Source organism: Algibacter lectus (assembly GCF_900112395.1).
In the GTDB taxonomy this organism is placed as follows: domain Bacteria; phylum Bacteroidota; class Bacteroidia; order Flavobacteriales; family Flavobacteriaceae; genus Algibacter; species Algibacter lectus.
This window is the reverse complement of the sequence record NZ_FOLN01000008.1, coordinates 47,570-68,348: the sequence shown is the minus strand read 5'-3', so window position 1 is coordinate 68,348 and position 20,779 is coordinate 47,570. Positions and strand designations below refer to the sequence as shown.

Annotated in this window: 18 protein-coding genes; 8 read left to right on the top strand and 10 right to left on the bottom strand. The window is 34.5% G+C overall.

Going from position 1 to position 20,779, the window contains the following annotated elements:
- Nucleotides 1–155: 155 nt before the first annotated feature.
- From BM246_RS14005 to BM246_RS13975, 7 genes are all read left to right on the top strand, one after another.
- The gene (locus tag BM246_RS14005) at nucleotides 156–1,226 is read left to right on the top strand and encodes a lactonase family protein (RefSeq protein ID WP_074938759.1); all 1,071 of its coding nucleotides are present in this window, start codon (nucleotides 156–158) and stop codon (nucleotides 1,224–1,226) included.
- Nucleotides 1,227–1,345: 119 nt separating this feature from the next.
- Complete coding sequence (locus BM246_RS14000) at nucleotides 1,346–1,861, top strand: 30S ribosomal protein S16 (RefSeq protein WP_042504385.1); 516 nt, start codon at nucleotides 1,346–1,348, stop codon at nucleotides 1,859–1,861.
- A gap of 190 nt (nucleotides 1,862–2,051) precedes the next feature.
- Nucleotides 2,052–2,582: a ribosome maturation factor RimM gene (gene rimM, locus BM246_RS13995; RefSeq protein ID WP_042504388.1), complete on the top strand. Its 531-nt coding sequence runs from the start codon at nucleotides 2,052–2,054 to the stop codon at nucleotides 2,580–2,582.
- 25 nt (nucleotides 2,583–2,607) lie between these two features.
- Entirely contained in the window at nucleotides 2,608–3,321 is a 714-nt protein-coding gene (locus BM246_RS13990) for a tRNA1(Val) (adenine(37)-N6)-methyltransferase (protein ID WP_074938757.1), read from the top strand.
- Between the two features lie 172 nt (nucleotides 3,322–3,493).
- Nucleotides 3,494–4,672, top strand: coding sequence for an acyl-CoA dehydrogenase family protein (locus tag BM246_RS13985; RefSeq protein ID WP_042496922.1), 1,179 nt, complete (start codon nucleotides 3,494–3,496; stop codon nucleotides 4,670–4,672).
- A 158-nt stretch (nucleotides 4,673–4,830) separates the two neighbouring features.
- Nucleotides 4,831–8,277, top strand: a complete 3,447-nt coding sequence (locus tag BM246_RS13980) for a PPi-type phosphoenolpyruvate carboxykinase family protein (protein WP_074938755.1) — start codon at nucleotides 4,831–4,833, stop codon at nucleotides 8,275–8,277.
- A 117-nt stretch (nucleotides 8,278–8,394) separates the two neighbouring features.
- On the top strand, nucleotides 8,395–9,297 hold the full coding sequence (locus BM246_RS13975) for a metallophosphoesterase family protein (RefSeq protein ID WP_074938753.1): 903 nt from the start codon (nucleotides 8,395–8,397) through the stop codon (nucleotides 9,295–9,297).
- Here BM246_RS13975 and BM246_RS13970 read toward each other — a convergent pair.
- The 4 genes from BM246_RS13970 to rimP all read right to left on the bottom strand — a co-directional run bounded on the left by BM246_RS13970 (nucleotide 9,294) and on the right by rimP (nucleotide 14,744).
- On the bottom strand, nucleotides 9,294–9,983 hold the full coding sequence (locus BM246_RS13970) for an aspartate/glutamate racemase family protein (RefSeq protein WP_074938751.1): 690 nt from the start codon (nucleotides 9,981–9,983) through the stop codon (nucleotides 9,294–9,296). The two genes, BM246_RS13975 and BM246_RS13970, sit on opposite strands and share 4 nt — an antisense overlap.
- A 97-nt stretch (nucleotides 9,984–10,080) precedes the next feature.
- Nucleotides 10,081–12,936 carry a translation initiation factor IF-2 gene (gene infB, locus BM246_RS13965; protein ID WP_074938749.1) on the bottom strand — a complete coding sequence of 952 codons (2,856 nt, stop codon included), beginning with the start codon at nucleotides 12,934–12,936 and terminating at the stop codon, nucleotides 10,081–10,083.
- A gap of 100 nt (nucleotides 12,937–13,036) precedes the next feature.
- The gene (gene nusA, locus BM246_RS13960; RefSeq protein WP_042496918.1) at nucleotides 13,037–14,269 is read right to left on the bottom strand and encodes a transcription termination factor NusA; all 1,233 of its coding nucleotides are present in this window, start codon (nucleotides 14,267–14,269) and stop codon (nucleotides 13,037–13,039) included.
- Between the two features lie 13 nt (nucleotides 14,270–14,282).
- Entirely contained in the window at nucleotides 14,283–14,744 is a 462-nt protein-coding gene (gene rimP / locus BM246_RS13955; RefSeq protein WP_074938747.1) for a ribosome assembly cofactor RimP, read from the bottom strand.
- A gap of 214 nt (nucleotides 14,745–14,958) precedes the next feature.
- Here rimP and BM246_RS13950 point away from each other — a divergent pair, with 214 nt between their 5' ends.
- Nucleotides 14,959–15,783: a universal stress protein gene (locus tag BM246_RS13950; protein WP_074938745.1), complete on the top strand. Its 825-nt coding sequence runs from the start codon at nucleotides 14,959–14,961 to the stop codon at nucleotides 15,781–15,783.
- Nucleotides 15,784–15,832: 49 nt separating this feature from the next.
- On the opposite strand, the gene BM246_RS13945 is transcribed toward BM246_RS13950, so the two are convergent.
- From BM246_RS13945 to BM246_RS13925, 6 genes are read right to left on the bottom strand one after another with little or no spacing between them, the layout of a single operon-like run.
- On the bottom strand, nucleotides 15,833–16,381 hold the full coding sequence (locus BM246_RS13945; protein ID WP_074938743.1) for a CopD family protein: 549 nt from the start codon (nucleotides 16,379–16,381) through the stop codon (nucleotides 15,833–15,835).
- Between the two features lie 7 nt (nucleotides 16,382–16,388).
- Nucleotides 16,389–17,744, bottom strand: coding sequence for an MATE family efflux transporter (locus tag BM246_RS13940; protein ID WP_074938741.1), 1,356 nt, complete (start codon nucleotides 17,742–17,744; stop codon nucleotides 16,389–16,391).
- Nucleotides 17,745–17,746: 2 nt separating this feature from the next.
- Nucleotides 17,747–18,778 (bottom strand): ferrochelatase, encoded by a 1,032-nt coding sequence (gene hemH, locus BM246_RS13935; protein WP_074938739.1) that lies wholly within the window; start codon nucleotides 18,776–18,778, stop codon nucleotides 17,747–17,749.
- Nucleotides 18,779–18,783: 5 nt separating this feature from the next.
- Nucleotides 18,784–19,488, bottom strand: a complete 705-nt coding sequence (locus tag BM246_RS13930; protein WP_074938737.1) for a ThuA domain-containing protein — start codon at nucleotides 19,486–19,488, stop codon at nucleotides 18,784–18,786.
- Complete coding sequence (locus tag BM246_RS20015) at nucleotides 19,485–19,640, bottom strand: hypothetical protein (protein WP_162857687.1); 156 nt, start codon at nucleotides 19,638–19,640, stop codon at nucleotides 19,485–19,487. The genes BM246_RS13930 and BM246_RS20015 overlap by 4 nt, the downstream gene beginning before the upstream one ends.
- A 50-nt stretch (nucleotides 19,641–19,690) precedes the next feature.
- The gene (locus BM246_RS13925) at nucleotides 19,691–20,599 is read right to left on the bottom strand and encodes a helix-turn-helix transcriptional regulator (protein WP_042504412.1); all 909 of its coding nucleotides are present in this window, start codon (nucleotides 20,597–20,599) and stop codon (nucleotides 19,691–19,693) included.
- Between the last annotated feature and the right edge of the window lie 180 nt (nucleotides 20,600–20,779).

Genomic DNA, 20,779 nt, shown 5'->3' with positions numbered 1-20,779 from the left:
ATTATATAGCATCACATACACGAATATAATCTCGTAAACACCTTTTGTAAAACCATTTAACAGTATTTTAAATTACTTTATGATTGATTAACAAAACACAAGTTATTTTATCATAAATTAGCATAATTAAGTTCAGAAAAACAGATCAACTGCACATGAAAAAAATATTTTTATTACTCACATCCTTATCCTTTTTTAGCTTCTACGCGCAAAATACGCCACTTTATGTGGGCACCTTTACCGACATGGAAAGTGAAGGTATTTATCAACTTCAATTTAACACCCAAACAGGAGAACTTACAAATAAAACCTTAGTCGTTAAGGCATCTAGCCCTGCGTTTTTATCATATTCTGCAGATAGAAAATATATTTACAGCGTAAACAGAGCTGCTATTAAGACTGAAGACGATTATGTTTCGGCTTATAAAATTCTAGACAACGGCACGCTCTCTATCATAAACACCGCCAAAGCTCATGGTGCTGCCGCTTGCCACATTTCTATCGATAAAAAAGGAGAAAAAGCTGTGGTTTCAAATTACACAGGCGGCACGGTTTCTTTATTCGACATCAATAAAGATGGAAGTTTAAATGAAGCCTCACAAGTTTTCGACCAAAATTCTCCTTCTGAAAAATCGCATGCCCATTCTGCGCAATTCTATAAAAAAGATTTGTTTGTTGCCGATTTAGGTCGCAACGCCGTATACCAATACCAATTAAAGAAAGGCGAGTATCAATTAAAATCTCCTGCCATTATAAAAATGGAAGGTAATCCTGGACCTCGACACTTTTCTATTAGTAAAAACGGAAAGTATATCTATATAATAAATGAATACGGAAGTTCCATAACGACAGTGAAACGAACAAAAAATGAGTTCAAACAAATAGATTACGATTCTACTGTAGACGAAAACTATAACGGAAAAAATTCTTGCGCAGACATTCATTTATCTAAAGACGAGCGTTTTTTATACGGGTCTAACCGTGGCGAAAACTCCATTGCCGTTTTTAAAAGGAATACAAAAACAGGAACCATTGATAAAATTCAAAATATTAGCGTGCATGGCGATTGGCCAAGAAACTTCACCTTAGACCCTACTGGCAAGTTTGTACTTGTAGCCAATAGAAGAAGTAATAATATCGCTATTTTTAGCATAGACTCAAACAACGGAAAGCTCACATTCTTAAAAGATTACGCAGTACCAACACCGGTTTGTTTACTATTCTAGTAAAAGAATATATTTTGAGAATTATTTCAAAAGAAATAATAAGCTGATAATTAAATTTTTATAGTATCTTTGCGCCCTTATTAATAACCGAGGTCGCGAACCTCAAATAATTAATTATTATGGCAGTAAAAATTAGATTACAAAGACACGGTAAAAAAGGAAAACCTTTTTACTGGATCGTTGCAGCCGATGCAAGATCAAAAAGAGATGGTAAATACTTAGAGAAATTAGGTATCTACAATCCAAACACAAACCCAGCAACTGTTGAATTAAACGTTGATGGTGCTGTAACATGGTTACAAAACGGTGCACAACCAACCGATACGGCTAAAACTTTATTGTCTTACAAAGGCGCTTTACTTAAAAATCACCTTGCAGGTGGTGTTAGAAAAGGTGCTTTAACTGAAGAGCAAGCAGAAGCAAAATTTGCAGCTTGGTTAGAAGAAAAAACAGGAAAAGTTCAAGCGAAAGCTGATGGTTTATCTGAAATTGAAGCAAAAGCGAAAGCTGATGCATTAGCAGCAGAAAAAGCGGTTAACGAAGCTAGAATTGCTGCGGCAACTCCTGCTGTTGAAGAGGTAGCTGAAGAAGCTGCTCCTGAAGTTGAAGCAGAAGCATCAAACGAAGAAGAATAAAAAACAAAATTTTTTATACTTTTAAACTCCGATAGCAATATCGGAGTTTTTTATTTTCTAAAATTTAAATTTCAGAAAACAACCCTGTTAGATTACGGGTACTTTTAATTGTAAAATTTAATTACTTTTGACACTCATTTGTTAAATGAGATTTTCGCCTATGCGGAAATAGAAAAAAGCCAACCATCCCATGAAAAAAGAAGATTGTTTTTACTTAGGTAAAATTGTAAAAAAATACAGTTTTAAAGGAGAAGTTTTAGCTAAACTAGATACTGACGAACCTGATATTTACGAAAACTTAGATGCTATATTTTTAGAGCTTCGCAATAACTTGGTACCTTTTTTTATTGAAAGCTCTCAGTTACACAAATCTGAACTACTTCGTATAAAGTTTGAAGATGTAGATGAAGAAGCCGATGCCGATGCTATAATGAAAAGTGGCCTTTACTTACCTCTAGATTTATTACCAAAACTAGAAGGTGATAAGTTTTATTTTCATGAAGTTATAGGTTTTACTGTTGAAGATGTGAATTTTGGAACCGTTGGAATTATTAAAGCTATTAACGATTCTACGGCACAATCACTTTTTGAAATAGACAGAGATGGTATTGAAATTTTAATACCCATGAACGATGAGTTCATCAATAAAGTAGATCGCAAAAACAAAACAATTATAGTAGACACTCCAGAAGGTTTAATTGATTTATACCTAGAAGAATAACTCTTTTTAAATAAGAAACGTTTTTATGAGCAAGCCATTCAAATTCAAAGAATTTAGCGTTAATCAAGATCAATGTGCTATGAAAATTGGTACAGATGCTGTTTTACTTGGCGCATGGGCTAGCTTAGATGCAAATCCGTTTGCTATTTTGGATATTGGTGCCGGCACAGGTGTTTTGGGCTTAATGCTAGCACAACGTAGCCATGCTGAAGTTATTGATGCTATAGAAATTGATGATGATGCTTACGAGCAGTGTGTTGATAATTTCGAGCTATCTCCATGGGGCGATCGTTTATTTTGCTACCATGCCTCTTTAGAAGAATTTGCCGAAGAAATCGATGATGAATACGATTTAATAATCTGCAATCCGCCATTTTATGCCGAAGATTATAAAACCGAAAATGAATCGCGCGATTTAGCACGCTTTCAAGATGCTATGCCTTTTCATCATTTATTAGAAAGCGTATCTATTTTACTGGCTCCAGAAGGTAGTTTCAATGTTATTATTCCCTTTAATGAGGAAGAAAAATTTATCAAACTAGCAAATAATTTCCTTTTATTCCCTAATAGAATCTGTCGTATTAAAGGTAATCCTGAAACTGAAGTTAAACGAAGTATGCTAGCGTTTTCCTTCCACGAAAGCGAAACTACTACCACAGAACTTATTATTGAAACCGAAAGACATCAATACACCCAAGATTACATTAATTTAACTAAAGATTTCTACTTAAAGATGTAATCGATTTACTAATTATTCTTTAAATTTGATAGCATAATTTGTTTTATTCTTAAAAAAATAAGTTTTTTAGTAAAGAACCTATAATCACGCTTGCTTTTTATATGTACACCGTGGTTATTAGAATTCTATTTCTACTAGGCTTTATGTTTTGAATAAAACTTAAATCTTAGCTATGAAACCAGATTTATTTGAAGCTCCCGATTATTATAATTTAGACGATTTACTATCCGACGAACACAAATTAGTTCGAGATACAGCTCGTGCTTGGGTAAAACGCGATGTCTCTCCTATTATAGAAGAATATGCTCAAAAAGCAGAGTTTCCTAAACAAATAATTGGTGGCTTAGCAGAAATTGGAGCCTTTGGGCCATACATTCCTTTGGAGTATGGTGGCGCCGGTTTAGACCAAATAAGCTACGGTTTAATTATGCAAGAAATTGAACGCGGCGATTCTGGTGTGCGCTCAACAGCTTCCGTACAATCCTCTTTAGTGATGTACCCAATATGGAAGTATGGTAATGAAGCACAACGTCAAAAATATTTACCGAAACTAGCTAGTGGCGAATGGATTGGTTGTTTTGGTTTAACCGAGCCCGACCATGGCAGTAATCCTTCAGGCATGGTGACTAACTTTAAAGATAAAGGCGATCACTATTTATTAAATGGTGCTAAAATGTGGATTTCGAATGCGCCTTTTGCACAGATTGCAGTTGTTTGGGCTAAGGATGAAAGTGGACGTATTCATGGTTTAATTGTAGAGCGTGGTATGGAAGGTTTTTCTACTCCCGAAACCCATAATAAATGGTCGTTAAGAGCTTCGGCTACTGGTGAATTAATTTTTGATAATGTTAAAATTCCGAAGGAAAACTTATTACCAAACAAATCTGGTTTAGGTGCTCCGCTTGGTTGTTTAGATTCTGCACGTTATGGTATTGCCTGGGGAGCTATTGGAGCCGCTATGGATTGTTATGATACAGCGCTGCGCTATAGTAAGGAACGTATACAGTTTGGAAAACCTATTGGACAATTTCAACTTCAGCAAAAAAAACTAGCCGAAATGATTACAGAAATCACCAAAGCTCAACTTTTAACTTGGCGTTTAGGTGTTTTACGTAATGAAGATAAAGCCACATCTGCACAAATATCTATGGCAAAACGCAACAATGTTGATATGGCTATTACTATTGCTCGCGAGGCTAGACAAATGCTCGGCGGTATGGGAATTACTGGCGAATATTCTATTATGCGGCACTCCATGAATTTGGAAAGTGTTATTACTTATGAAGGTACTCACGATATACATTTATTGATTACCGGTTTCGATATCACAGGTCTAAATGCATTTAAATAACTAATTTTTAAGTGACTACACTTTTTATTTATTTTCAATAAAAAAACGAAATATTTCGAATTACTGACTTTTAGCATGTTTTGTAAATTAATCTAATTGTAAATTTGGATTGAATAATAATCCTATTTTATAAAATTAGGACTAATAACAAGACAAGCATGGAAGAATCTAGAAAAGACGTTGTTCAATTTATCAATCTACAATTATCATCATTAGGACTGCCAACTTACCATGATGAAACTCAGAATTCCGAAAAATTTTGCGATCCTAAATTTGAAGAACTAACAAGTGGTTTAATAAAAACATTACGCGAGCAATCGAGACTTTTAGCCTCGCATCATTCTCCTGTCGATTCTAGAATTCAAAATTTTATAAACAATTATTTTAAAGACATAGCTATTGATAAAACTTATGTATTGCCTAACAATACTTTAATTTTATCAAAAAAAGGACACGCCAGAGAAGTGAGTTTACCTCCTAATGGTAACTCTTTCAAAAGTGATAATGTAACGTCGCATAGAATAAAACAAGGGATTTTAAACAATCCGTTGCATGATAAACGAACAACTAAAGGCACCTTCCATATTGTTGAAGGCCCTCTTCCTGTTCCTTTAGATAAACAAGAAGTTCCGAAGGTTGTTTTTCCTCATTTTTTACATGCGGCATTTAATCCTTCAGATGAATTAAACACCTTGCCCTTTACATCTAATCAAGAAGATAAAGCAAAAACAATGGTCTCCATGTTATTAAGACCCATGGTTTGCCCAGAAGTAAAAGGAATTATTTCTAAAAAATCTTTAGAAGTACGCTTTTTTGCGCCCGGAAGCTTAGTAAGTAATCTAGACTTTGTAGAGTCTATTTTTGGAAATGCCGGCAACCCGAACTTAGCACAAAACGATGCTGGATTAGATACGGAACATTGGACAGGCCACACAGGTTGTATAATTTTAGCCCCTCAATTAAGAACTTTAAAAAAGAAAGATGTAGGGTTACCAAATGTTGATGATGCTACAGACCGTCAAAAAAGAGATGGTATGTGCTGGAAAAATGAAGACGAACTTTACAACGATGGTGGTGCCTTCAAAATTACTTGTAGAGATGATCGTGGGGTTGTTGTTACCATTATAGCAGATAACTATTACGGCTATTCTAAAAAAGAAATAAAAACACAAATAAGCTATTCTGCTAATTTATTTGGTTTAGTAGAAGAAGAACATTCTGGTGGAGCCATTGCCTATCCTCGTGGTGTTATGGGAGATATTGTAGACGGTGTGTCGTTCTCTAAAAAACACGGGGATAAGTTTTCTTTTGAAGATGTTAAAACCCTTTTAGGAGACAGAATTGAAGTGATGCCAGAGTACTATGCTGTAGATAAAAAATATCCGAATATTATTTACATTCCAGAGTCGGCTTACATCAACACAAACACCAATAGCATCACTTGGAAACATAATGGGAAGGAACAAAAACTAAAATTAAATCCAAAGAAAAAATACGTTCACCCAACGGGAAACAAATTCACATTAGAGAAACATCCGGCCATACCACTATGGCGTATAGTTAATACCATGGCAGAAGGGATTTTTTGTCATAAACCATGTACTGTTTCTGGAGGTGGTAAATCTGAAATATCTAAATCTATGCTAAATGCCATTACTTACAGTGCATTCAACATAAGAGATATTGATGAAGATTTTAAAAAAGCAGACGAAATAATAGAATACAATTACGCTAAACGATGGGCAAATTACGATCCTACTTTACCACAATCTCGCTCTTTCTTGAGTAAAGGAAGAACGTTAGGCTCTGCCGTTAAATTATTAACACCATCGGACAAAAACACAGATGAGTACAACGCGTTTGTATCTAATATACCTGTACATATTCGGTCCCTGGTACTATTTGTAAAAAGACTATATCGTCAAGATCATGCTGAACTAAACTGGAAAGATTGTATGTCGGTAGAATTTATTAATGGCAAAAAAGGCACGGGTTTATTATATCACAATACACGTGTAGTTGGTAGTTATGTACGAATTGGTTTTAATGAAAACGGTAACTGGTTATTAAATAAATTAAGGTCCGATTTTTCTGCAAGCATAAAAGTTCAAACTGAAGATGATATATCAGCATCTATCACCTTGCCTCGCGAAAGGTTCAATAATATGAGTCCTAAATTCCAAAACAAGAGTTTAAAAGTTGTGGCAAATTGTGAATCTTATTTATTTCAACGTCCAGACGAAGCCATTGTAAGAGGATATGATAAAAATGCAGAACGTGATATTGTTTCAGACAACACATATTTAACCAATTACGAATTACTCAAAAAGAAAGATGCCATTGAGATATTCGAAGACACTATTAATTTTGATAAATACACACAACCTGTAAAAGATTTAATCACAAGTATTATTGAAAGCCCCAATGACGAAGAATATTTTGCACTACCATCACATACCAGAATTGTAGATGGTGAGCCTACCAAAAACCCAAGATATTTAGAACGAAATATTAATATTGAAGAAACAAGAGAAAGTTATTTAGGTGAAATTGGTGTTCGTTTATTCAGAAAAATAAAATCTACCGATCCTGTAGTTCAAGTTGTAAATGCTGTGTTACCAGGCAGAAGAAACAACCCTGCCGATAAAGCATCAGGTATACGTCCGTTGGCTGTTTATAACCCAATACACTACCAAGAAACTCCAGAATTATTCATGGATTTTATTTGTAGTTTAACAGGTAAATCGCCATCAACAACAGGAGCTGGCTCAGAAGGTGCTTTAACTAAAGGCCCTTTCAATATGTTAACACCAACAACCGATTTAAACAACGCTTTACTATCTCACATATTAACAGGTTATGATGCCTTCAGCACGGCCGCAGGTTATGTAGGTGGCGAGAATAAAGTAGACCACGACATCAGCTTATTAATTCCAGAAATCTGGTCGCGTTTAACTCCGGAAGATAGAGATCCTAAAAAATTAATTGAGCATGGCGCTCTTGAAAAAATTGAAGATTTCGAGCATGATGGTAAAACTATTTTAGCCAGCCGTTTAGGATATCGAATTACTAAAATATTTTCTTTAAGATGTTTAAACCGCCTATTTGATGAGCCTACCGCTGTTTTTAACGAAAAGATGCTAAAACCAGAACTTCAAGGTTTAGAAGATTATGTCGATGGTATTAATAATATAGTTGAAGCTCAAGAAAAAGTAGCACTTCGTTATTTTGAAGACGGAAGTATTAATTCTGCCATACCACCATTAAAAATTCTTTTAAATATTATGGCTTATGGTTCTTATGAAGGTAAACAAATTAATGATCTAGAATTACGAAAATACTTCGATAGAGATTATGTTTTAAGTAGCGATTGGTACAAAGAACGATTGTCTATAAAACAACAAAAGGATATTAACTTCTATAGTTCTCAAATTAAATACCTAGAAGACTTTATTGCAAAACCAAGTAATAAAATTTTAGTTGATGACATGAAAATTGAAGATCGATTAACCCGAGTAAAAGCTTTGTATAGTGAGTCTAAATCTGAAAATTACTTGAATAGCTTAATCGGTACTATAGGAGCAGATCCGTTGTGCAGAAAATAATTTTAAGAGTAGAATAAAATTATTTTTGTTCTACTCTTATCTTTTAAAAATAGAAATATTTCAAAATCCGCGTTTGCATAAATAAACTGCCATCGTTTTTTGTTTATATTTACTCCTATGTTTTCAGCTAAAAAAAGATTAGATAACGCTTATAACAACGCTAAGGTTGTTGAGTTCGACGACGATAGTAAGTTTATACTTTTTAGTGATTGTCACCGTGGTGACAATAGTTTTGCGGACGATTTCTCGAACAACAGAAACATCTATTATCATGCTTTAAAGCATTATTTTGATGAAGGTTTTCAATACTGTGAAATTGGAGATGGTGATGAACTATGGGAAAACCTATCATTTAAATCTATTTTAGACGCTCACAAAAACGTTTATATGCTTTTGAAAAATTTTCATAAAGGAAATAGGTTACATATGATTTGGGGCAACCATGATATGGTATACAGAAACCCTGATTATGTTAAAAAGCACTTATCAACGTATTTCGATGCTAAAACAGGTAAAGATGAAGAGTTATTTAAAGACATTACTTATCATGAAGGCATAATTTTAAAACACTGTTCTACAAATCAAGAAGTTTTTTTAACGCATGGTCACCAAGCCGATTGGTGGAATTATTTATTCTGGAAATGGAGTAGATTTATGGTTCGTGTGCTATGGAAACCCTTAAATGTTATGGGTATTGCAGATCCTACAAGTCCTGCTAAAAACTATACCGAACTTATAAAAGTAGAACGAAAAACAAAAAATTGGATTACGGATAATAATAATTTAGTAACCGTAGTTGGGCATACCCACAGACCTCGTTTTCCTGAACCTGGCGATATTGCCTTTTTCAACGACGGAAGCTGTGTACACCCACGAAGTATTACAGGTATAGAAATTGAAAACGGGGAAATATCGCTTATCAAATGGAGCATAGCTACGAAAGATGATGGCACACTACAAATTATAAAAGATGTTTTAGAGGGGCCGAGAGCCTTGATTTCTTATAAAACTTCTAGCTAATTAGAAGCTAAATCGAAAGCTGCACTTGCATGAATACTTGTGGTGTCGAAAACAGGTACGCTTACATCCTCTTGCTTAATGAGCAAAGGTATTTCAGTACACCCCAAAATAACACCTTGTGCTCCTTGAGCTATTAAACGCTTAATGACTTCCTGGTAAATAAGCTTAGATTCTGGGTTTAAAACCCCTTTGGATAACTCGTTATAAATGATACCATGTACGTCGTCTCGATCTTCCAAACCAGGAATTATAGCCTCTATCCCGAAGGTTTTTAAAACATCAATAAAAAATGTTTTTTCCATAGTGTACTTCGTTCCAAGAAGCGCTACTTTTTTCAAACCTTTAGTTATTATTTGTTTTGAAGTTGCTTCTGCAATATGAATTACAGGGATATTTACAACTGCTTTAACGGCTTCAATAGACAAATGCATGGTATTGGCGCAAATTAAAATACAAGATGCTCCTGCGTGTTCTAAACTCAATGCCGCTTTACTCATTATTTCGTTTAATAGATCCCAACGGTTTTCGGACTGTAACTGGGCTATTTCACCAAAATCTACCGAGTTAACAATAACTTTTGCGGAGTGTGATTCACCATATTTAGATGCTGCCAATTTATTTAGAATGCGATAATACAATATTGTAGATTCGGGAGTAATGCCTCCAATTAAGCCAATTGTTTTCATAGTAATAAAAGTAGCGCTATTACTTCAATCTACAAAACAAAAAAAAGCCAGAACTTACGTTCTGGCTTTTTTAATAATTTATAAAGTTAATATTGAATTACTTCAATTTTTTCTTAACCTCTACTTCATGGAATGCTTCTATTACATCGCCTTCCTTAATATCGTTGTAGTTTTTAATTTGCATACCACAGTCGTAACCTTTAGTAACTTCTTTAGCATCATCTTTAAATCGTTTTAACGATGTTAACTCACCAGTGTAAACAACTACACCATCACGTATTAAACGGATACCTGCATTACGTGTTATTTTACCATTAGTTACCATACAACCTGCAATAGTACCAATTTTAGATACTTTGAACATTTCTCTAATTTCTGCTGTACCTAAAATCTCTTCTTTCAACTCTGGAGATAACATACCTTCCATTGCATCTTTAAGATCATTAATAGCATCGTAGATAATAGAATATGTACGGATATCGATTTCTTCTTTATCTGCAATCATTCTTGCATTTCCAACAGGTCTAACGTTAAAGCCGACAATAATAGCATCGGAAGCCGAAGCTAACAATACATCACTTTCTGTAATGGCTCCAACACCTTTATGAAGGATATTAACTTGAATTTCTTCAGTAGATAATTTCTGGAACGAATCGGTTAATGCTTCCACAGAACCATCCACATCACCTTTAAGGATAATATTTAATTCTTGGAAATCACCAAGTGCGATACGACGACCAATTTCATCTAATGTAATATGACGCTGTGTTCTAACAGATTGCTCACGTTGTAACTGTGCGCGTTTAGAGGCGATTTGCTTCGCTTCACGCTCATCTTCAAATACATTAAATTTATCACCTGCTTGTGGTGCACCATCTAGACCTAAGATAGAAACCGGTGTTGATGGCCCTGCGGCTGCAACATCATTTCCACGCTCATCATGCATTGCTTTTACTTTACCACTATTTCTACCTGCTAAAACATAATCACCAACGCGAAGTGTTCCGGCCTGTACTAAAATAGTTGATACGTAACCTCTACCTTTATCTAAAAATGCTTCTACTACAGTACCTACTGCAGCCTTTTCAGGATTTGCTTTAAGCTCTAACAATTCAGCTTCTAGCAATACTTTTTCTAATAATTCTTTAACACCAGTACCTACTTTTGCAGAAATATCATGTGATTGTATTTTACCACCCCAATCTTCTACTAGTAAATTCATTTGAGCTAAACGTTCCTTAATTCTTTCAGGATTAGCATCTGGCTTATCTATTTTATTAATTGCAAATACAATTGGTACTCCGGCAGCTTGCGCATGCGAAATAGCCTCTTTTGTCTGCGGCATAATATCATCATCTGCTGCTGCTACAATAATAGCAATATCGGTAACTTGGGCCCCACGAGCACGCATGGCTGTAAAGGCCTCGTGACCTGGTGTATCTAAGAAGGCAATTTTTTGACCATTCTCTAATTCTACGCCATAAGCACCAATATGTTGTGTAATACCACCAGACTCTCCAGCAATTACATTTTCTTGACGAATGTAATCTAGAAGTGATGTTTTACCGTGATCTACGTGACCCATTACCGTAACAATCGGCGCACGTAATTTTAAATCTTCTGGTTTATCTTCTACTTCTTCAATAGATTCTTCGATATCAGCAGTAACAAACTCTACTTGGTAACCAAATTCATCGGCTACAATAGATAATGTTTCAGCATCCAAACGTTGGTTCATGGTAACCATCATTCCTAACGACATACAAGCCGAAATAATTTGAGTTACACCAACATCCATCATTGTTGCCATTTCGCTTGCCGTAACAAACTCAGTAACTTTAATGATTTTGCTTTCAGCTGCCTCTATTTGCTGATCAATTTCAGTTTGTTCTCTATGCTTATCTCTTTTATCTCTTCTGTTTTTAGCACCACGACCTTTGCTAGATTTACCTTGAAGTTTCTCAAGTGTTTCACGCACTTGTTTCTTTACATCTTCTTCACTAGGCTCTTCTTTAACAACATTACGACGTCCTACACCTGTTCCTGGTTTTCCTTTAAAACGATCGTTTCCGCCTGGTCTATTATTTCCTCCAGACCTGTTATCTCCGGGAGCTCCAGCTTTACTAATACGACGACGCTTTTTCTTGTTTGCCGCTGCACCTGCTGCTGGTTTCTTTTCTACAGGTTTCTTTTTAGGTTTGTTAAATTGAGATAAATCAATTTTATCACCTGCTATTTTTGGTCCTGTAAGTTTTTGGTATTGTGTTTTCACCTTTTCTTCAGGAGTCACAATTTCACCATCAACTATAATGCTTTCTTGTTTTTCTATTTTTTCTGTAGCAACTTGTTTTGCTTCCGCTTTAGGTTTTTCAATAACCTTTGCCGCTGGCTTCTCTTCAACTTTTGGCTTAGCTTCTTCAACTTTAACAGGTTCCTTTTTAGCTACTTCTATAGGCTTTTCTGTTTTAGGAACAACTGCTTCTTCCTTAACAACTTCTTTTACCTGTTCTTTAGTAACTTCTTTAACAACCTCTTGTTTTTCAACTTTAGGCTCAACCACTTTTGGTTTCTCCTCGATTGTTGGTTTTGGAGTTTCTTTTTTACCGTCTAAATCAATTTTACCAACCTGTTTAGGTCCGCTAAGAGTTTTAGTCGCTTTGATAATCTCCTCTCTTTTGGCAGCTGCTTTTTGCTTTTCTTCAAGTTCACGCTCGCGTTGCTCACGTAACACTTCTTTCTCTTTTAGTTTTGCTTCACTAACCTCTAAAGATGCCACTTTTTTACTAGCGTCTGTTTGAAACTCATCAGAAAGAAACTTGTAGGTTTCCTTTGATATTTTCGTAGTCGGACGCTTCTCTATTTCGACACCTTTAGAATCTAAAAATTCTACGGCACGATCTAGAGAGATGTTAAGCTCGCGTAATACTTTATTTAATCTAATTGTTTCAGCCATAATTGCCTTTAAAATACTCAAATATATATATTATACCAATTCTATCATAAAATTAAGAAACATCTAACGATAATTTCTTATAATTTTTATGAAATCGATATTATTCTTCGAATTCTTCTCTTAAAATCCTAATAACGTCGTTAATGGTTTCTTCCTCTAAGTCCGTTCTTTTCACTAAATCTTTCACCTCTTGCTCTAAAATACTTTTAGCGGTGTCTAATCCAGCTTTACTAAATTCTTCGATAATCCATGATTCGATTTCATCAGAGAACTCACGTAATTCTACATCTTCCTCTGCTCCTTCTCTAAATACATCAATCTCGAAGCCTGTAAGTTGCCCTGCTAAACGGATGTTATGACCGCCTCTACCAATAGCTTTACTTACTTCTTCTGGTTTTAATATTACCTCAGCACGTTTTGTTTCTTCGTTTAATTTAACCGAAGTTACACGAGCTGGGCTTAATGCTCTAGTAACAAATAATGGTAAGTTACTAGTATAGTTTATTACATCGATATTTTCGTTTCCTAATTCACGAACAATACCGTGAATACGAGATCCTTTCATACCTACACAAGCTCCAACTGGATCAATTCTATCATCATAAGAATCTACAGCTACTTTTGCTTTTTCACCTGGAATTCTTACTACTTTTTTAATAGTAATTAAACCATCAAAAACTTCTGGAATTTCTTGTTCGAATAATTTCTCCAAAAACACAGGGGAACTTCTCGACATAATAATAGTTGGTTTTGCTCCTTTAAGCTCTACACTATCAATTACACCACGAACGTTATCTCCTTTTCTAAAGAAATCCGATGGAATTTGTTTATCTTTTGGAAGTACAATTTCATTCCCTTCATCATCAAGCAAAATTACTGCTCTATGACGAATATGGTGAACTTCTGCTGTATAAATCTCACCAATTAAATCTTTAAAATGTTTAAAGACAATTGTGTTATCGTGCTCATGAATTTTAGAAATCAAGTTTTGGCGTAATGCTAAAATAGCACGGCGACCTAAATCGATAAGTTTTACCTCTTCCGATACATCTTCACCAACTTCAAAATCAGGTTCAATCTTGCGAGCTTCCGATAACGAAATCTCTTGATTTTCTTCCTCAACCTCACCATCAGCAACAACGACTCTATTTCTCCAAATTTCTAAATCGCCTTTATCCGGGTTTACAATAATATCAAAATTATCATCATCTCCAAATTTTCGTTTTAAAGCACTTCTAAAAACATCTTCTAAAATAGCCATTAACGTTACTCTGTCAATAAGCTTATCGTCTTTGAATTCTGAAAAAGAATCAATTAACGCAATATTTTCCATAACTGGTTTCGATTTAAAATTTTATCACAACTTTTGCTTCTACAATATCTTGGTAAGCTATATTCGCTTGCTTATTTACCGTCACTTTTCCTTTACCTACTGGCTTAGGTTCTCTAGCTTTCCATTCTAGTTGAATATCGTTTTCGGTAGCGTTTGTTAAAACACCTTCAATTTCTTCTGCACTTGTACGCACACTAAGCGTTCTATTTACATTTTTCACATATTGGCGTTGATGCGTCAATGGAGCTGTTGCTCCTGCCGACATCACTTCAATAGAATAATCTTGCTCTTCCCTATCTAAATCACTCTCAACAAATCTGCTAATAAAAACGCAGTCTTCAACTAAAACACCATTATCACCATCGACAACAATGTTTATATGGTTTTCTGCACTAATCGTTAAGCTGATAAGAAATAAATCTTGTCGCTCTGTCAATGCCTCTTCGAGTAAGTTTTTTACGGTAGTTTTTAACATTTTCTAGTATAAAAAGAGGGGACTTTCCGTCCCCTCATTTTCTTAATTCGCCTTTCAACGGTGCAAATATATAACATTTTATTGATTTTTAAAGGAATATTTCATAAATTTAGCTATGCCACAGCTTAGGTTACAAACAAATAAGTGTACATTTAAGCTTTATATCTGCTCTGCAGATAATGCCTTACCAAATAACTAAACACCCCATAATTCTATGAAAAAAATTCTTGTACCCACAGATTTTTCCGACCAAGCTGAGAATGCACTAAAGGTTGCCGCACAACTAGCCCGAACTTATGATTGTGAAATTTATTTATTACATATTATTGAATTACCTATAGACCAAGACGATGCTATAAACTCGCATAGTGACTTCCCAGAAGCTTTGTTTTTCATGAAGTTAGCTCACAATAAATTTGAAGCCTTAAAAAAGAAAGATTACCTAAAAGATATAACAGTACATGAAACAGTTGATTTTCACGAAATTTTTAAAGGCATTTTTCATGTAAGTAAAAAGCATGATATTGATTTAATCATCATGGGATCTAATGGAGTAAGCGGATTAAAAGAAATGCTTATTGGAAGTAACACTGAAAAGGTTGTAAGAACTTCGGAAATCCCAGTTTTAGTTATTAAAAATGAGCACAAAGCATTTAAAGTTGATAACTTCGTATTTGCTTCCGATTTTAAAGATGAAAGCAAACCTAGTTATGAAAAACTACTCCAGTTTGCCAAAATTTTCAATGCTAAGGTACATTTACTTTTAGTGAACACTCCAAATAATTTTATGACTTCGGGAGAAGCAAATGGCAGAATGCAAACATTCTTAGATGCTTTCGATTTTCCGGAACTCAGCAAAAACATTTATAACGACATTAGTATTGAAAGTGGAATTATGAATTTTTCCGAATCTATTTCAGCAAACCTAATAGGCATGAGCACTCATGGCCGACAAGGTATTTCACACTTTTTTAATGGCAGTATTAGTGAAGATTTAGTGAACCACGCAAAACGCCCTGTAATTACTTTTAAAATTTAAAAACACAAACAGTCTGCTTTAATAAAACTTAAGGCAGATTGTTTTTTAATTAGGCATCAGGGTTTTTACTTCTTATATTTTTATAGACTTTAAAGCCAAGCATAATTAAAACACCTAAAACAACAATTCCTACTACACCCCAAACCCAATTAATTGCACTCTTCAGAATAACTAAAAACACAACAGCGAAAAGTATAAACGTGGCACCTTCGTTCCAAATACGCATAAAACTAGATGTTTTATTCACTATACCATTTTGCAACTGCTTAAAGTATTGATGTGTTTTTAAATGATAAACAAAAAGTAATACCACAAAAGTAAGCTTAACATGCATCCAGGGTTGCTGCAACCAAAACGGTTGTAAAATCATTAACCAAACAGCAAAAATAGTACACAAAATAGCCGATGGCCAAGTTATAATATACCATAAGCGCTTTGCCATTATTTGCAATTGCTTACCTAAAATCTCTTTATCTGGCGATGGTTTATAATGTGCTTCTATTTGATACACAAACAATCGCGGAATGTAAAACAAACCAGCAAACCAAGTGACAACAAAAATAAGATGAAACGATTTTATATAATTATAATATTCCATAAGTGAGTTATTTTGTAGTTTTCAATATTAAATCTCTTCGTATTTCCCTATTTAAAAAATATGCAGTAACCAGTGTTGATAACACATCGGAAATTGGAAACGACATCCAAACCCCTAATTCTCCATAAAATTTCGGCAAAATTAATATAAGCGGAATAAAAAAGAAACCCTGCCTAGACAATGTAAGTAATAATGCTGGCGTAGCTTTACCAATAGCCTGAAAATAAGCAGCACCAATGAGCTGTAAAGCTATAATTGGCGTCGCCGCAAAAACCCAACGCATAGCATTTGGGGTTTGTGCAATAACATCGGGATCTGTAGTAAATATTCTTGTTATTGTCTCCGGAAAAACCATGAGTAAGATAAAAATAAGTGTTGCCAAAATAGCGGCATATTTAATAGCAATATTTATACTTTCTCTTACCCGTTCGTAATTTTTAGCACCATAATTAAAACCTGCAATAGGCAAGAAACCTTGAGTAATACCAAAAACAGGAAATAATGCAAACATAAGCATACGACCAACAATAGCATAAGCAGTAACCGATGTTTCACCTCCTAAATCGAATAAAATATTATTCATAAATAAATAGGTTACACTTACTACAGCTTGGCGAGCAAGAGTAACAAACCCCAAAGAACCTATTTCCTTTACAACATAACGATTTAAACCAAAATGCGCTACACTAATTTTTAATTCTGAATTTTTAGAACTAAAAAACCAAACAATAAAAACGAAAGAAAACAGATAAGAAACACTAGTTGCCCATGCAGCACCTTCCATGCCATACCCCATTACATTAATAAAGATATAATCTAAAACCAGATTACCTACAGAAGGCAACATCATGGCATACATAGCAAATTTAGGCTTTCCTTCTGCCCGCATTACATTGTTACCTAACATGGAAAATGCCAAAAACGGCACACCATAAAGTACAATTTTATAATAGATTTTTGCCGGCTCAAAAATAGCTCCTTTTCCTCCAAAGGATAAAATAATATCGTCTACAAAGAGCAACCCTAAAACAACCATAGAAACCACAATTAACAACGTAAGTGTTATTTGATTCCCAAAAGTTTTTAAAGCCTTTTCGTAATTTGAAGCGCCAAGCGCACGCGATATTATAGAAGCACCTCCAATACCAATACTCATACCTAGAGCCGCTATAAAAAACGACACAGGCAATACTATATTTATGGCAGCAATAGCGATAGACCCAATCCATTGACCTACAAATACAGTGTCGACCAAAATATTTAGCGACATCACCAACAGACCAATAGACGCAGGAACAGCTTGCTTAACCAATAACTTACTTATCGATTGCTCACCAAAACCATCGGAGGATACTTTTGCCATTATTAAGCAGTGATTTTAGACTCAGCCCAAGTATTTATCCATTTAGAAAGTAACGCCACAAACTCATCATCATCATTTAAACACGGTACAGTTGTAAAATCTTTACCACCCATTTCATGAAAAATCTCTTGACCTTCCATTGCTATTTCTTCGAGAGTTTCTAAACAATCACTAATAAATGCCGGAGTAATAATCGCCATATTTTCTACACCACTCTTACCTAAACGTTCAATAGTTCTATCCGTATACGGTTGTAACCATGGATCGAAACCTAAACGAGACTGAAAGGATGTGGAAAAAGCCCCTTTTTTAAATTGAAGTCTTTCACCCACCAACCTTGTAACCTCTAAACATTGATGCTTATAGCAATACTCATGCGCTTTACTAGGCGTTACACAACAGCTTTTATCGATTTTACAATGTGACTGCGTAACATCACTTTTTCTAATATGGCGTTCAGGAACACCATGATACGAGAATAAAACATGATCGTATTTCTTACCCTCTAAATGCCTTTTAATAGAATTTGAAAGCACTTCAATATAATCTGCCTTATTATAAAACGCAGGCACAGATTCTATTTTTAAACTAGGAAAAAATTCTTGTCGCAACTCTTCTGCTAAAACTGTAATAGTTTCGGTAGTTGCCATAGCAAATTGTGGATAAAGTGGAAAAAGCAAAACCTCTTCTACACCTTTATCAACAAGTTCCTGAAGTCCTTTTTTAATCGTCATGCTTCCATAACGCATTGCCAAAGCAACAGGATATTCTACTTGTTTTTGAATTTTATTCTGAAGCCTTTCCGAAAGCACAATAAGCGGAGAGCCTTCTTCCCACCAAATCTTTTTATAGGCTGCGGCTGATGCTTTTGGTCGCGTTTTTAATATGACACCTTTAACTAAGGCTGCTCTTGCTATATATGGAATATCGATAACACGCTCGTCCATTAAAAACTCACCTAAATACTTTTTAACGTCTTTTGGTTCTGGACTCTCCGGAGAACCAAGATTGACAAGTAATATACCTTTTTTCATTTATTTTATTTATCTAAACAATATAAGATTCCACCTAAAAGATGTTGCTTAAATTCTGGATTTGAGTAAGATTCTACAGTATGCCCCATTCCGGTATAAAACATTTTACCGCCATCGAATTCTTGGCACCAAGCTATCGGATGAAAATCACCATTTTCACCACCTTTATAACTCGATTCATCTAATTCTAGTAACACATGTAAATCTTTGTTAATATTTTTAAAATTATACCACTCATCATAATGCGTCCACGGACTAGGTAAATGTTTTGTAGCCTCATGCTTGTTATCTTTTACATGCATGGTAGCTTCCGTTTGTTTTGGATGACTTATAAAATACGCACCAACCAACTTACCATACCAAGCCCACTCGAACTCTGTATCTGTAGCCGCATGAATACCTAAAAAGCTTCCTCCTTTATTAATATACTTTTTAAAAGCGTGTTCCTCCTCAGTATTCAAAACATCGCCTGTGGTATTTAAGAAAATAATTAAATCGTACTTTTTTAATTTCTTATCTAAAAACACTGCAGCATCTTCAGTATGCGTTACAGTAAAGTTATTCTGTAAGCCTAAAGCCTCAATGGTTTTTATACCTGTTTCAATAGATTTATGTCTAAATCCCGCTGTTTTTGAAAAAACTAGCACCTTTTCGGCAGCATAAGTACTGACTGTAAAAAATGCTAAAAATGTAATTAATAATACTCTCATTTGTTTGTATTTAGCTGTTCGTGGTATAGTTTAGGTCGCTCTTCTGTGTAATCACAATCTTGAAAAATTCCGCACGATGTACTTGACCTTGCTAAAGTTTTCGTGTTTGCAAATTTCGCTAAAGCTGCAATTTCTGGTGTTAAATATTTCATTTTTATAATTTATTTCAGAAGAAACCTTGTTAAATAATCACTTCTACTGTTTACGATGTTAAAGACATCACATATTTTTTAGGCGTGGTGCCATATTTCTTTTTAAAAGCTGCTATAAAATGACTCGATGTACTATAACCTACTTTTAAACCAACTTCATTTACATTATCATTACCAGCTTCAAGTAGTTTTCTTGCCACTTCCATCTTATAGTCGAATAAAAAGCTAAAAACTGAATCACCATAAATTTGCTTAAAACCTTCTTTTAATTTTTTAATGTTTAATCCAATTTCATCAGCAAGTTCCTGCAAACTTGGTGGCTCTGCTATTCGAGAAATCACAATATCTTTTGCCTTTCTAATTTTTATTACATTAGTTTCGTCTACTAAAAACGGGCATTGTTCAACATCGGCATCTTCATTCCTATTAAAATAAAGACTTAAAAGCTCGTACGCTTTACCTTTGAAATATAAGTTTTTTATCGACAGGTTAAGATTATAGTTTATCAGTTGATTTAAAACAATAGCCATAGAAGGCGTAATAACACCATCTTTATAATACTTTTTATCCTTATTATCATCACTTAAAAAAGTGATATAACCCGCTTCTTGAGAAAACAAACCATGAAACTTCTTGATTGAAATTAATATAGAAACCATCCAAGAATTAGGTTCAATTTTTAGGTTGATTGGCAAATCGCGTTGTGGATTATACAAAAGCAATGAGTTCTCTTCAAGAATATTTAAAGTGTAGCGCCCTTCATTAAAAACAAACTGGCTAGAACCTTTTACACAAAAGTGAAATTGTATAAAGTCGCTATGTATATCTTTTACAATGTTTTGCGTTTCGCTTTCATCATTTTTATACATTAAAACCACAAACCCCTCGCCAACTTCTGTCTCCAAAAACGACCTTTGAGCGTTACTTTTACCGGTATCTTCAGCGTTATTTTTATTCATCTTATTTAGATTGGTTCTAAATTAATCACTCCAAATCATCCTATTTCACTACAAAAATATGATATTTATCACATTTCGAGCAAAAACAACGTTAAAAAACCACAAACGACACTAAAAGTTCTTTGAGCGTTACTTTTTAAGTCGGCATCCGTATATTTTTGCCACACATTTTTAATTAAC